Here is a 12,349-nt window from a genome sequence, read left to right as displayed (position 1 = left end):
GCCCGGATTCGTGGACGGCGTTCATCTCGCATGCCGGGACGGCCGACCGGTGCCCGTAACAATTCTTCGCGAACCGGCGACACCTATTCAAGCACTTGACGAGTCGTCTACACGGCACCGTTGACACCGGCTGTTCGCTGTCGATTCTTTGCGTCGGCACCGGGCCGCACTGCTTCCCCGCGGCGGTGGAAGTTGATGAATGAGAGGTCGAAATCTGATGTCGGACTATTCAATCGCCAACTCTCGGCGATCTCGACTAGCCGCCGCCGGGGCCGTGGTCGCCCTGGCGCTCGCGGTGACCGGGCCCATCGCGGCCACGGCTGCGGCCGATCCGGCGCCCTCGACCTCGGCCACGGCCGATGCCAAGGCGGATGTGAACGTGAACGTACAGGTGCCGCCGATCACGGTGCCCTCGGTCGCGGTGCCCGCGGTGCCGACCAAGGCGCCCGAGGTCGCGGTTCCCCCGGTCAAAGCCCCCGAGGTGAACGTGCCGCCGGTGCAGATCCCCGAGGCGTCGGCGCCGACGGTCGCGGCGCCGAACGTCCAGGCCCCGGTCGTCAACGTGCAGGTCCCGCAGGTGCAGGTCCCCCAGGTGCAGGTGCCACAGGTCCAGGTTCCGCAGGTGCAGGTGCCCGAGGTGCGGGTGGACGGCGCCGCCGCGGCCGCGGGCAATGCCGCCGCCGGGGTGCAGGCCGACGTGACCGCCGCGCTCTCCGACGCCGATATCCAGGCGCGGGCCCAGGCCGAGGCCACCACGAAGACGACCGTCGACGCGGTCGCGAGCGCCCAGCGCGATCACGATGCCGCCGTCGCCGCCGCCGCGCAGTCCAATGACGCGGCCGCCCAGGCCACCGTGGCCGCGACACAGGCGAAAGTCGATGCGGCACAGGCATCCGCGGCCTCGGCGCAGGCCGATCAGAACCTGGTCATCGCCGCGCAGACCGTGACCAAGCTGCAGGCCGACGCCACCGCCGCGCGCACCGCGGCCGACGCCGCCAAGACCGCCGCCGCCGATGCCGCCGCGGCCGCGCGCGCCGCCGCGGACAAGGCGACCACCCTGGAGGCAGAGGCCGCGGCCGCCACCGGGGCCGAAGCCTCGGCGAAGCTCCAGCTGGCCACCCAGGCGCGGCTGGACGCCCAGGCGCTCGCCGACGCGGCCGCCAAGGCGCAGCTGGCGGCCGACGCCGCGGCCCAGGTGGCAAGTGCCGCACAGGCTTCGCTCGACGCCGCGCTGGCGCAGAAGCTGACCATCGAGAAGGGCGCGGCGCAGGCCACGGCCGCGGCGAACCTCGCGCTGGCGACCAAGCTCGCCGCCGACGTCACCGCGGCCCAGACTCTCACCACCGGGCTGACCGCGAAGCTGAACGACGCCAAGCTCGACGCGCAGACGGCGCTGGACGCCGCGCTGGCCGCGCAGTTGGCCGCCGGGGTTCAGGCCGGCGTGGACCTGTCCACCGTGGTCGCCGCGAACGCCCAGATGCAGGCCCTGCTGGATACCGCCCTGCAGGCCAAGCTGGCCGCCGACGCCGCCGCGGGCGTCGTGACCGGTCTGCAGCTGCAACTGGACGCCGCCAATGCGGGCCTCGCCGCCGCATTGAGCGCCCAGGCCGCGCTGACCGCCGCCGCGGCGGCCGCGCTCGCCGCCGGTGTCGCCCTGGTGGTGGCACTGAACCTGGGCGGGCAGCTGTTCGACGCCATCGGCATCACCAAGATCGACTCGACGACCGCGATCGTCACCGATACCGGGGTGAAGCTGGTCGGAATCTTCGACGGCGACGGGGCCTTCACCGTCGTGGACTACTACCGCACGGGTGAGAACGGCGTGGAGACCCTCGCCGGTGGCCTGCCGCCGGTGGAACTCGCGCTGGGCGACGGGCCCGCCGACGACTCGGGCGTGCCGTTCGCCCTGCTGGGCGCGGGGGCGCTCGGTCTGGTCGCGGCGGCGGGCGCGGGCACGCTGGTCATCCGGCGCCGGCGCGGCGCGACCCACGACGCCCTTGCCTAGGGCACGGCTCTGGCTGGTGGGCGCGGCCGCGATCGCGCTCATCGCCGGATGCTCGAGCGAATCGGCCACGCTGCCGCCGCCTGATCGTTCACCGGTACCGTCCCGGATCGAAGCGACCGCCGCGGCGGGCGTCATCGCGCCCGCCGAGCCGACCGCCATCGAACTGCGTTCCCCGGCCGGGGAGACGTACCTGAGCAGCCCGCTCAACGCCGAGAAGCTCATGCGGGTGGGACAGCGCCTGAATCCGGTCAACGAGCTGCCGGTGTGGTGGGGCGAGAGCGGTGTGCCCGGGACCGACACCAGGGAGACGGTTCTGGTCGCGGGACACAACTACAGCAAACGCGTCGCCCCGTTCCGGTCGCTGCGCGTGGTGCAACCCGGTGACCTGGTGCTGTTGAGCACGCCGAACGGGGTGCTGCGGTACACGGTCGAGCGCACGACCCCGCTGCCCAAGGGATCGCTGCTGAGCCAGAACGAGTTGCGCGACCACGTTCCCGGTCGCCTGATCCTGGCCAATTGCGATGTCGTGGACGGTGAACCGACCGACAACAATTACCTGGTGATCGCCCAGCTGGAACGGCCCGCGAGCTGAACCGGATCGGCGACCGCCGCGGATCGCGGGCACCCGGCTTCCTCGTTACGCCGGGTGTCCGCGATGTCGTTGTGCCACAGTGCTTTCAGCGCGGCTCGGCATACTTCAGCGCAGCGGGAAGCCCTGCGCCTCGAGCTGCTCGCGCAGCCGGTGGCGGCCGTTGAGGGCGGCCGCCGAACGCAGCCGGCCCAGTACGCGCTCGGTCCAGGAGTGCGCGAGGTTCTGCTCGGCGTAGAACTCCGCGATCCGGGTCTCGTACTCGGCGATGTGGCCCAGTTGTCCTGCCGCGTCGTAGGTTTCGGCGTGCAGCACCGCTTCGCGGGGCAGGCGCGGCTTGACGCGGGCGTCCTCGGCCGGGTCCGGTACACCGACGACCAGGCCCACGACCGCGAAAACGCCGGGGGGAAGGCCCAATTCGACGGCGACCTGCTCGGGATTGTTGCGGATCGCGCCGATGTACACGGTGCCCAAGCCCAGGGATTCGGCGGCCACCAGCGCGTTCTGGGCGGCCAGCGCCGCGTCCAGGAAGGCGACGTAGCTGGTTTCCAGGTAGTCCGCGCCGGTGAGTTCGGTGTCGCGGTCGGCGGCCAGTGCGCGCAGGCGGGCCACGTCCGCGGTCCACACCAGCAGGACCGGGGCCTGGCGGATGTGCTCCTGGTCCCCGGCCAGCGCCGCCAGGCGCGCCTTGCGCTCGGGATCGCGGATCGCGACCACGCTCCACACCTGCAGGTTCGAGGAGGTGGGTGCGGACTGCGCCGCCGAAATCAGCAGCGAGAGCACCTCATCGGACACCGGATCGGGCAGGTACCGGCGCACGGATCGATGCTCGTGCAGCACCTGCAGGACGGAGTTCCACGCCGCCGGGGCGGACGGCGCGGGGTCGCGGTAGCGCTGGGCCACGATCTGATCGGGGGCGGAAACGGTCTGCGTCATGCCCGCCATCGTCGCCGCCCCGCCGCGCCGCGTCAGGTATTGCCCGCAGCTCGAGCCGAACTGCGGGCGCCGTCCCTCGGCTACCGCACCGACTCGGCCGGTGCCGGATGCGCGCCGACCGGGGTGAGTCCGGACAGCACCGGCGGCAGCGGTGCGGTGTGTAGCACGCCGAGGCGCTGGGTCGCGCGGGTCAGCGCGACATACAGTTCGGTCGCGCCGCGCGGGCCGTCGGTGAGAATCCGCTCCGGATCCACCACCAGCACCGCGTCGAATTCCAGCCCCTTGGTCTCCGAGGCCGGGACGGTTCCCCGCACGCCGGGCGGCCCGATCACGATGCTGGTGCCGGGCCGGCCCGCCTCGTCGCGCACGAATTCGGCTATGGCGCCGGGAATTTCATCGACCTCGAGCTGCCGGGACCAGGGTTCGACACCGCAGGCTCGGACCGATTCCGGCGCCCGGACATCGGGTGCGAACTCGGCGAGCACCGCCGCCGCGACCGCCATGATCTCGGCCGGGGTGCGGTAGTTCACGGTCAGCGAGCGATAGACCCAGCGGCCGGGCACGTAAGGCTCGAGCATCTCGCCCCAGGTCCGCGCGCCCGCCGCCGATCGGCGCTGCGCGAGGTCGCCGACGATGGTGAAGGAACGACCGGGACAGCGGCGCATGAGAACTCGCCAGTCCATCGCCGAGAGTTCCTGCGCCTCATCGACAACGATGTGCCGGTAGGTCCACTCCCGGTCCGCCGCGGCGCGTTCGGCCAGCTCCCGGGTGTCGCGTTCGAGAAAGCGATCGGCCAGATCCTCGGCGTAGAGCATGTCGGTGGCGAACAGATGGTCCTCGTCGTCCATCATGTCCTCGCGGCTGACCATGTTCTCCAGCACGGTCGCCGCGTAGGCCGCCTCCGCCCGGCGTTCGCGTTCGGCGCCGTCGTCCGCGGGCTTGTCCGGGCCGAGCAGATCCACCAGCTCGTCGAGCAGCGGAACGTCCGACACCGTCCAGGGGGCGTCCGCGTCCCGGCCGAGCGCGGGGTCGGCGCCCGCCGCCGCCAATCGTTCGGGCGACGAATACAGCTGGGACAGCAGCGTTTCCGGCGTCAGTACCGGCCAGAGCTCATCGACCGCGGCCTGGAAAGGCCGGTGCTCGGCGAGTTCTTCGAGCAGGTCGGTGCGCAGCTGCTCCCAGGCTTCGCGATCGGATCGGGTCAGCCAGCCCTTGCCGATCCGCGCGATCGCCCGTTCGGTCAGCGCCCAGGTGAGGATCTCCAGGAAGACCGCCCGCGCCTCGTTGTGCGGGCGGCCGCTCTCGCGCGCCTCCTGCCGGGCCCAGCCGGCGATCTCGGCGTCGATGCGCACGGTGACGTCGGCCAGATCGATGGGCAGCGGATCCAGCGGTACCCGCTGCCGGTCGGCGATCGCCGCCGCGAGCACCTCGAGCATGCGCAGTGAACCCTTGTGCCGCGCGGCGTCCGGGGTGTCCTCGGCGGTGGCGTGCAGGCCGGGGAGCAGGTCCGCGGTGGTGGTGAAGACGACGTTCGTCTCGCCCAGCGACGGCAGCACGCGGCTGATGTGGCGCAGGAACGCGGGATTGGGGCCGACCACGAGCACGCCGTGCCGTTCCATCTGCTCCCGTTTTGTGTACAGCAGGTACGCGACGCGGTGCAGGGCCACCACGGTCTTGCCCGTACCCGGGCCGCCCTCGATCACCAGGACGCCCGGGTGATCGAGGCGGATGATCTCGTCCTGTTCGGACTGGATGGTCGCCACGATGTCGCCCATGCCGTCGCCGCGCGGCGCGTTCACCGCGGCGAGCAGTGCGGCGTCACCGCGTTCGGCGCCGTCCGGACGGCCGAGCACCTCGTCGGTGAAATCCGTCACGATGCGCCCGCGCGTGTGGAATTGCCTACGCCTGCTCATGTTCTCGGGGGTCGCGGCGGTGGCGGTGTAGAACGCGCGCGCCGCGGGCGCCCGCCAATCCAGCAGCAGCGGTTCGAATTCGTCGTTCTCGTCCAGGATGCTGATGCGGCCGATGTACGAGTGCTCGCCGTCGATCGTGTCCAGTCGCCCGAAGCACAGGCCGTTGTCGGCCACGTCGAGCCGTTTGGCCTGCTTGGCCAGCGCGCGCACCTCGAATTCCCGTTCCATGGGCGATCCGGCCTGACCCCGCAGTGCCGCCGCGTACTGTCCCTTCACCCGTGCGCGCTCGGCGTCGAGTCGCGCGTACAGCCCGGTCACGTACTCGCGTTCGGACCGCAGTTCCTCGTCATATCCCCGTACCGACATTCGTCCCTGCCTTCCGGGCGATGGCATCGCGGCCACCACCGTCCCGTCGGCGCGGACCGGACCGCCCGCCGGTCTCGGTCCACGCATCGTGTCGTCTCCTGTTTTCGCTGGTTCCAGGCTCAGGTGAGCGAGTATGCCCCCGCCCCCGGGCCTTGCCGCAAGCCCCGGGGTGCGCTATAGATTGGAAGGGGAAGAGAGAGCCGCTCGCTCGCCGAGCACGTGCCCCGCCCCGCACGATCATTAAGCGCTGTTTCGCAATATCGGCAAGAAACCATCGCTGGACCCGGTCTATCGGGCCGCGCACCATAGAACCATGACCGCGCCCCTGCACCCCGCTGAGCTGCTCTTCGGCACCAATCTGGTCGCGATGGTGACCCCCATGCAGCCCGGCGGCACGATCAGCCGACCCGACCTCGACACTCTCGTCGACCACCTGCTCGCCACCGGCTGTGACGGACTCGTCGTCGGCGGCACCACCGGCGAATCACCCACCCTCACCGACACCGAAGTGGCCGGTCTCGTGCGCGCGGTCTCGGACCGAGCCGGGGGCCGCGCCCGCGTGATCGCCGGTGTCGGCACGTACGACACGGCCTCGACCGTGCGCAAGGCCCGCGAGGCCGAAGCGGCCGGCGCGGACGCGCTGCTGCTGGTGTGCCCGTACTACTCTCGCCCGCCGCAGGCCGGCGTGATCCGGCACTGCCTGGCGGTAGCCGACGCGACCGAACTGCCCGTCATGCTCTACGACGTCCCCGCGCGCACCGCCATGGAGCTGACCGCGGCCACGATCGTCGAGCTCTCCGGCCATCCGCGGATTCGCGCGGTGAAGGACGCGAAAGGCGATCTGTACGAGGCGATGACGGTGATGAACCGTACCTCGCTGGCCTACTACTGCGGCATCGACGAGCTGAATCTGCCGTACCTGGCGGCCGGGGCAGCCGGTGTGCTCAGCGTGGTGGGCAACGCCGTCGCCGACCGGAACGCCGAACTCATCGCGGCGGTGCGCCGCGGCGATCTGGATTCCGCTCGCGCCCTGCATGTTTCGCTCATTCCCATCATCGACTCGCTGATGCGGACCACCGGGGGCGCGATCATGGCCAAGGCCGCGCTGGCCGAACTCGGCATCATCGAGCACCCGACCGTGCGGCTCCCGCTGGTCGAAGCACCGGCGGCGGATCTGCTCGCTCTGGGAGCGGCCCTGTCCACCATCGGCGTTCGCGTCTGACGCGACACGCAGTACGCGCTGGCAATTCCCGATGAGAACCGAGCGGTCGGTAAGAATTCGGGAATGGCCACCGATGATGCGAATTCGCCGTCGCGACTGATCGACGCGCGGATCGAGGAATTGGGCGATTGGCGTGGCGAGACCCTGGCCCGGATTCGCGCCCTGGTGCGGCGCGCCGATCCGGAGGTCGTGGAGGAATGGAAGTGGCGGGGCGTTCCGGTGTGGTCGCACGACGGGATGATCTGCACGGGCGAGACCTACAAGGATTACGTGAAGGTCACCTTCGCCAAAGGCGCGCTGCTGCCCGACCCGCAGGGGCTGTTCAATTCCAGCCTCGACGGCAATACCCGCCGCGCCATCGATATTCGGGCCGAGGACACCCTCGACGAGCACGCGTTCAAAGCGCTGATCGCGGCCGCGGTCGCGCTCAATACCGCCCGATAGGTTCGGTATATCCCGGACGTTTCCCTACCGCGAGGTGAGATCGCGGTCCGGCCGCAGTTCGCGGCGCGGCGGGACCGGCAGCGTCCGGACCGCGCGGACCGTGCCCCGCAGCAGTCGCAGCACCGGCACGGTGAAGATCCCGGCGAGCCGGGTGTACGGCCAGATCGCGATGAGCACCATGACGATCAGCCCGCGAATCTGGTAGAGCGCGGGCGCGTGCTGCATGACCTCGGGATTCGGCTGCAGCGTCAGCAGCGAGCGTATCCAGGTGAAAAGCGTTTCGGCGGTGCGATACCGGTCATCGCTCGAGTTCGGATCGAAGGTGATCAGCACCGCGCTGACCATGGTCGCGACCAGCACCGGCAGCGTGATCCGGTCGATCGGGGTCACCCGCGGCCGGGATTCGGCCGCGATGAGCGGCGGCACCAGAATCAGTCCGGCGCCCACGATCGCGAGCGGTACGGCGACGAACTGACCGATCATCAGAATCACGTACACCGTCCCCTCCGGCCGTGAATGCGGACCGGAGACAACCATTTCGGTGAATCGGACCGCGGCCAGCAGCGGCACCCCGGTGCGAAATGCCAAGCTGCCCAGCCATTGCGCGCGATCGATCCGGGGCCCGTACAGGTAGGCCAGGAAACGATCGCGCCGATAGCGCCAGATATGGCCCGCGACGCAGGAAAGCAAAGCGGCACAGGGCAGGAAGACCCATACCAGGTACATCATGGCGTGACTTCCTTGCCCGAGCAGCTACCGCGTTGTCGCACCACTCTTGCACGAACGCGGTGCCGGGAAAAGAGGGCAGCGGGAGTGTCCGCACGAAGCCTGGCCCGACTGAAAAGCCGGGCCTGACCTTTATGTCTGAGTCCTGCGCGAGGTTACTTGGTGGCCGGGGGAGTGAACGGCTGGTTGATGGTGGTGAAGTACTGCACCGCGGCCAGAATGGCGACCGGGGCGGTGATCAGAATCTGACCGGCGAGGGTGCCGAGGAACCCGACCAGGCTCGCGCCGACGATGCAGCCGCCCAGCGGTCCCGCGCCGAACAGGGCGAGCAGCGGGGTCGTCGCGGCGAAGGCGACGCCGGCGCCGACCAGGCAGCCGAAGGCCGCGCCGCCGATGCCGCCGACGACGGTGGCGATGCTGGCGCCGAGGCTGATGGTGGAGCCCAGCCGGCTCCAGGCCGCGACCTCCCGGTCGTACTCGGACTTCCAGGGCGCCTGGTTCTCATAGGGCAGGGCGACCGGCTGGTAGACCGCGTGCGCCAGATCGAATCGGGGCGTCAGGGTCGCGGTGCGGTCGGTGATGTCCGCGGCGATCGGGAACACGAAATCGTCGACGCGGAAGGCGAGTTCGGTGCCCGCGACGGTGACGCCGTTGGCGGCCTTGACCTTGAAGACGCCATCCTCGACGACCATGGAGCCGGCGTCGGTGGTGATGACGGTATTGGTCTGTGTGGTGGTAGTGGTGTAGTTGATCGCGGTTGACTCGGTCGAATCTGCCTGCGGTGCAGCACTACTCGTTCCCGTCGCGATCACGGATGCGGTGCTCAGGGTGGCGGCGAGTAGGGCGACCTTGGTGAATCTCACTGCGGGTGAACCTCTTTCCATTCCCTCATCAGGGCGTGCTCGGGTCAGCCCCGGCACGAACGCGTTCGATTGCGTTGCGGGGCTGAATATTTCGATCTCGTCCGACCGGATCTCAACACTCGCGACTGCTGCGAATTTCCTGAGCAGTTGCTGTGAATCGGACAAGCGACACACTAGGGTAGGCAAGCCTTACCTTTCAAGACCTTCGTTACCTTCCCTCACGAGAAATCCGGAGAGAACGAAAACATGGATGCGAGCCCGCGCACACGGCCCCGGCACTGGCCGGGCTGGCTGCTGACGGTGGTGATACTGGCGGCAACATGCCTGCTCAGCCTGCTGATCGGCGCCAAATCTATTCCGGTCGGCGAGGTCTGGCAGGCGCTGTGGTGGGCCGACGGCTCACCGGACCATCTGATCATCACCGGGTACCGGGTGCCGCGCACCCTGCTCGGCCTGCTCGCGGGCCTCGCGCTCGGCGTCGCGGGCTGCCTCATGCAGGGCCTGACCCGCAATCCCCTGGCTGATCCGGGCCTGCTCGGCATCAACGCCGGAGCCGCTTTCGCCATCGCGCTCGCGGTCGCTTTTCTCGGCGCGACCGAGATCACCTCGTACGTCTGGTTCGGCTTCGCGGGAGCCGCGGTGGTATCTCTCATGGTTTACCGGCTCGGTACAGCGGGTAGACAGGGCGCCGATCCGATTCGGCTCACCCTCGCCGGGGTCGCGGTGACCGCGGTTCTCACCGGCCTGACCAAGGGTTTGATCCTGTTGAACACCAAGGCTTTCGAAGAGATGCGGGAGTGGGATTCGGGGTCGCTCACCGGCCGCGGGTACGACGTCATCGCCGGCGCCGCACCGTTCATCGGACTCGGTCTGGTGCTCGCGGTGATCGCCGCCCGCTCGCTCAACGCGCTGGCGCTCGGCGATGACCTGGCGCACGCGCTGGGCGTGCACGTGGGCCGCACCCGCCTGCTCACCGCCACCGCGCTCACCCTGCTGTGCGGTACCGCGACCGCCGCGGTCGGCCCGATCACCTTCATCGGCCTGGCGGTGCCGCACATCGCGCGCCGGCTGGTCGGGCCGGACCAGCGGTGGATCGTCACCTACTCCATGCTGCTCGCGCCGATTCTGGTGCTGGGCTCGGATGTGATCGGCCGCCTGCTCATTCGGCCCGACGAGGTACCCGCCGGGCTGGTCACCGCCTTCCTCGGCGCACCCGTGCTGATCTGGCTGGCGCGCCGGGACCGGGTGAGTGCGGCATGAGCTCGACCATCGACTTCGGCCGGTCGCTGCTGACGGTGCGTACCCGGCGGGTGACCGCGCGGGTGGGGTTGCGCACCACGGTGGTGTGCGCGGTGCTGGTGATCGCGGCCCTGCTCATGGGCGTGGTGGCGCTGGGCACCGGCGACTACGCCATCGCCCCCGACCGGGTGGTGCGGGCGCTGTTCGTCGGCGATCACCGCTTCGATCGACTCGTGGTGTGGGAGTGGCGCTTTCCGCGCGTGATCCTGGCCTTGGTGCTGGGCGCCGCGCTCGGGGTGAGCGGCGCCATTCTGCAGTCGGTGACCCGCAATCCGCTGGGCAGCCCCGACATCATCGGCTTCAACACCGGTGCCTACACCGGGGCCCTGATCGTCATGCTGAGCCTGGGCGGCGGTGGATTCCAGACCGCCACCGGCGCTTTCGTCGGCGGGGTCGTGACCGCGCTCGCCATCCAGCTGCTGGCGTTCCGGCACAACGTATCCGGCTTCCGGCTGATCATCGTGGGTATCGGGGTGAGCGCCATGCTGTCGGCGGTCAACACCTGGCTGATCCTGCGGGCGGATCTGCACGCGGCCATGTCGGCCGCGGCCTGGGGCGCGGGGTCGCTCAACGGGCTGTCCTGGCCGCAGGTCGCGCCCGCGCTGATCATTCTCGCGCTGCTCGCCGTGGCGCTCGGCCCGGTGGTGCGGTGGCTGCCGGTGCTGGAACTCGGTGACGATCAGGCGAGTTCGTTCGGCATCCGGGTGGGGCGGGCCCGCCTGTCGCTCATCGTGCTGAGCGTCGCGCTCACCGCCGTGGCCACCGCGGTCGCCGGGCCGATCGCGTTCGTGGCGCTGGCCGCACCGCAATTGGGCCGGAAACTGGCGCGTACGCCATCCGTCGCGCTCGCCCCGGCCGCCGCCATGGGGTCGCTGCTGCTGGTGACCTGCGACTGGATCGCACAGCGTTTGTTCGCGCCCACCCCGCTGCCGGTCGGCGTGGTCACCGTCTCGATCGGTGGGCTGTATCTGGTGTATCTGCTGCTGGCCGAGGCCCGGCGGACTTAGGAGGACGGGACGATGCTCGACAAACAGGATGCCGTCGCGGAAGCGGGCGCCGGCGCGCGGTTGCGCGCGGACCGGGTGCGGCTGGGGTATCGCGGGCGCACGATCAGCGATCAACTCTCGGTGGACGTGCCGGACGGCGCGTTCACGGTGATCATCGGGCCGAACGCCTGCGGCAAATCGACCCTGCTGCGCGCGCTGGCCCGGTTGCTCGCGCCCGAGAGCGGCACGGTGCTGCTGGACGGGAAGGCGATCGGCTCGTATCCGGCCAAGGAGGTGGCGCGCCGAATCGGTTTGCTGCCACAGACTTCCACCGCGCCCGAGGGGATTCGGGTGGCGGATCTGGTGGCGCGCGGACGCTATCCGCACCAGTCGCTGCTGCGCCAGTGGTCGCGGGCCGACGAGGAGGCGGTGACCGCGGCGATGGCGGCCACCGGGGTCGGTGAGCTGTCCGCGCGGGCGGTGGACGAGCTGTCCGGCGGGCAGCGGCAGCGGGTGTGGATCGCGATGGTGCTGGCGCAAGATACGCCCGTTGTGCTGCTGGATGAGCCCACCACGTACCTGGACATCGCCCATCAAATCCAGTTGCTGGATCTGTGCCGGAACTTGAATCGGGAGTCGGGGCGGACCGTTGTCGCGGTGCTGCACGATCTGAATCACGCGTTCCGGTACGCCGATCACCTCATCGCCATGAAGGACGGCGCCGTGGTCGCGGCCGGACCGCCGCGGCGCATCGTCACCGCCGAACTGGTCAGCGAGGTGTTCGCGCTCGGCTGCCGGATAATCGACGATCCGGAAACCGGTGCACCGCTGGTGATTCCGTGGGCGGAGAACGCGGCGCAGGCCGGGTAGGGCGCTGACCGGCGCGAATCGAAGGTTCCCCACGCTAAGTAAACGTAGGCTAACCTACCTTCTGCTGCGCCGGCGTCTCCGGTCGAACCGGATACGCCCGCCACCGAATTCGAATCTCGTTGTAGGTGAG

The 12,349-nt window shown here is 69.9% G+C and carries 11 protein-coding genes; 7 read left to right on the top strand and 4 right to left on the bottom strand.

Annotated elements, in window-relative coordinates:
* The first annotated feature begins 217 nt into the window (after positions 1 to 217).
* Together ACWIGI_RS06795 and ACWIGI_RS06790 are read left to right on the top strand one after the other, a co-directional pair.
* Complete coding sequence (locus tag ACWIGI_RS06795) at positions 218 to 2,005, top strand: hypothetical protein (protein ID WP_454201381.1); 1,788 nt, start codon at positions 218 to 220, stop codon at positions 2,003 to 2,005.
* Positions 1,998 to 2,597 (top strand): class F sortase, encoded by a 600-nt coding sequence (locus tag ACWIGI_RS06790; RefSeq protein ID WP_454201380.1) that lies wholly within the window; start codon positions 1,998 to 2,000, stop codon positions 2,595 to 2,597. The genes ACWIGI_RS06795 and ACWIGI_RS06790 overlap by 8 nt, the downstream gene beginning before the upstream one ends.
* Positions 2,598 to 2,702: 105 nt before the next feature.
* On the opposite strand, the gene ACWIGI_RS06785 is transcribed toward ACWIGI_RS06790, so the two are convergent.
* Together ACWIGI_RS06785 and helR are read right to left on the bottom strand one after the other, a co-directional pair.
* Positions 2,703 to 3,530 carry an NADPH-dependent oxidoreductase gene (locus tag ACWIGI_RS06785; RefSeq protein WP_454201379.1) on the bottom strand — a complete coding sequence of 276 codons (828 nt, stop codon included), beginning with the start codon at positions 3,528 to 3,530 and terminating at the stop codon, positions 2,703 to 2,705.
* An 80-nt stretch (positions 3,531 to 3,610) separates the two neighbouring features.
* Positions 3,611 to 5,809 carry an RNA polymerase recycling motor ATPase HelR gene (gene helR, locus ACWIGI_RS06780; protein ID WP_454201378.1) on the bottom strand — a complete coding sequence of 733 codons (2,199 nt, stop codon included), beginning with the start codon at positions 5,807 to 5,809 and terminating at the stop codon, positions 3,611 to 3,613.
* Between the two features lie 313 nt (positions 5,810 to 6,122).
* Between helR and dapA the strand changes: the two genes are divergently transcribed.
* Both dapA and ACWIGI_RS06770 read left to right on the top strand, forming a co-directional pair.
* The gene (dapA, locus tag ACWIGI_RS06775; RefSeq protein WP_454201377.1) at positions 6,123 to 7,031 is read left to right on the top strand and encodes a 4-hydroxy-tetrahydrodipicolinate synthase; all 909 of its coding nucleotides are present in this window, start codon (positions 6,123 to 6,125) and stop codon (positions 7,029 to 7,031) included.
* A 63-nt stretch (positions 7,032 to 7,094) separates the two neighbouring features.
* Complete coding sequence (locus ACWIGI_RS06770) at positions 7,095 to 7,475, top strand: DUF1801 domain-containing protein (RefSeq protein WP_454201376.1); 381 nt, start codon at positions 7,095 to 7,097, stop codon at positions 7,473 to 7,475.
* 24 nt (positions 7,476 to 7,499) lie between these two features.
* Here the strand turns inward: ACWIGI_RS06770 and ACWIGI_RS06765 are convergent, their stop codons facing one another.
* Both ACWIGI_RS06765 and ACWIGI_RS06760 read right to left on the bottom strand, forming a co-directional pair.
* Entirely contained in the window at positions 7,500 to 8,204 is a 705-nt protein-coding gene (locus ACWIGI_RS06765; protein ID WP_454201375.1) for a respiratory nitrate reductase subunit gamma, read from the bottom strand.
* 152 nt (positions 8,205 to 8,356) lie between these two features.
* Positions 8,357 to 9,064 (bottom strand): hypothetical protein, encoded by a 708-nt coding sequence (locus ACWIGI_RS06760; protein ID WP_454201374.1) that lies wholly within the window; start codon positions 9,062 to 9,064, stop codon positions 8,357 to 8,359.
* A gap of 246 nt (positions 9,065 to 9,310) precedes the next feature.
* Here ACWIGI_RS06760 and ACWIGI_RS06755 point away from each other — a divergent pair, with 246 nt between their 5' ends.
* Genes ACWIGI_RS06755 through ACWIGI_RS06745 form a run of 3 tightly spaced genes read left to right on the top strand, consistent with a single transcriptional unit; the run spans position 9,311 to position 12,219 of the window.
* A complete protein-coding gene (locus ACWIGI_RS06755) occupies positions 9,311 to 10,324 on the top strand; it encodes an iron chelate uptake ABC transporter family permease subunit (RefSeq protein WP_454201373.1) in 1,014 nt (337 codons plus the stop codon).
* A complete protein-coding gene (locus ACWIGI_RS06750; RefSeq protein WP_454201372.1) occupies positions 10,321 to 11,370 on the top strand; it encodes a FecCD family ABC transporter permease in 1,050 nt (349 codons plus the stop codon). The genes ACWIGI_RS06755 and ACWIGI_RS06750 overlap by 4 nt, the downstream gene beginning before the upstream one ends.
* A gap of 12 nt (positions 11,371 to 11,382) precedes the next feature.
* Positions 11,383 to 12,219, top strand: a complete 837-nt coding sequence (locus ACWIGI_RS06745; RefSeq protein WP_454201371.1) for an ABC transporter ATP-binding protein — start codon at positions 11,383 to 11,385, stop codon at positions 12,217 to 12,219.
* The last annotated feature ends 130 nt before the right edge of the window (positions 12,220 to 12,349 follow it).

Source organism: Nocardia sp. NPDC055321, from assembly GCF_053645575.1.
This window is presented reverse-complemented; position numbering and strand designations above follow the sequence as displayed.

Bases quoted from the DNA above. Each gene is read 5' to 3' on its own strand.
- ACWIGI_RS06795 (WP_454201381.1), top strand. From the start codon at position 218: ATGTCGGACTATTCAATCGCCAACTCTCGGCGATCTCGACTAGCCGCC.
- ACWIGI_RS06785 (WP_454201379.1), bottom strand. From the start codon at position 3,530: ATGACGCAGACCGTTTCCGCCCCCGATCAGATCGTGGCCCAGCGCTAC.
- helR (WP_454201378.1), bottom strand. From the start codon at position 5,809: ATGTCGGTACGGGGATATGACGAGGAACTGCGGTCCGAACGCGAGTAC.
- dapA (WP_454201377.1), top strand. From the start codon at position 6,123: ATGACCGCGCCCCTGCACCCCGCTGAGCTGCTCTTCGGCACCAATCTG.
- ACWIGI_RS06770 (WP_454201376.1), top strand. From the start codon at position 7,095: ATGGCCACCGATGATGCGAATTCGCCGTCGCGACTGATCGACGCGCGG.
- ACWIGI_RS06765 (WP_454201375.1), bottom strand. From the start codon at position 8,204: ATGATGTACCTGGTATGGGTCTTCCTGCCCTGTGCCGCTTTGCTTTCC.
- ACWIGI_RS06755 (WP_454201373.1), top strand. From the start codon at position 9,311: ATGGATGCGAGCCCGCGCACACGGCCCCGGCACTGGCCGGGCTGGCTG.
- ACWIGI_RS06750 (WP_454201372.1), top strand. From the start codon at position 10,321: ATGAGCTCGACCATCGACTTCGGCCGGTCGCTGCTGACGGTGCGTACC.
- ACWIGI_RS06745 (WP_454201371.1), top strand. From the start codon at position 11,383: ATGCTCGACAAACAGGATGCCGTCGCGGAAGCGGGCGCCGGCGCGCGG.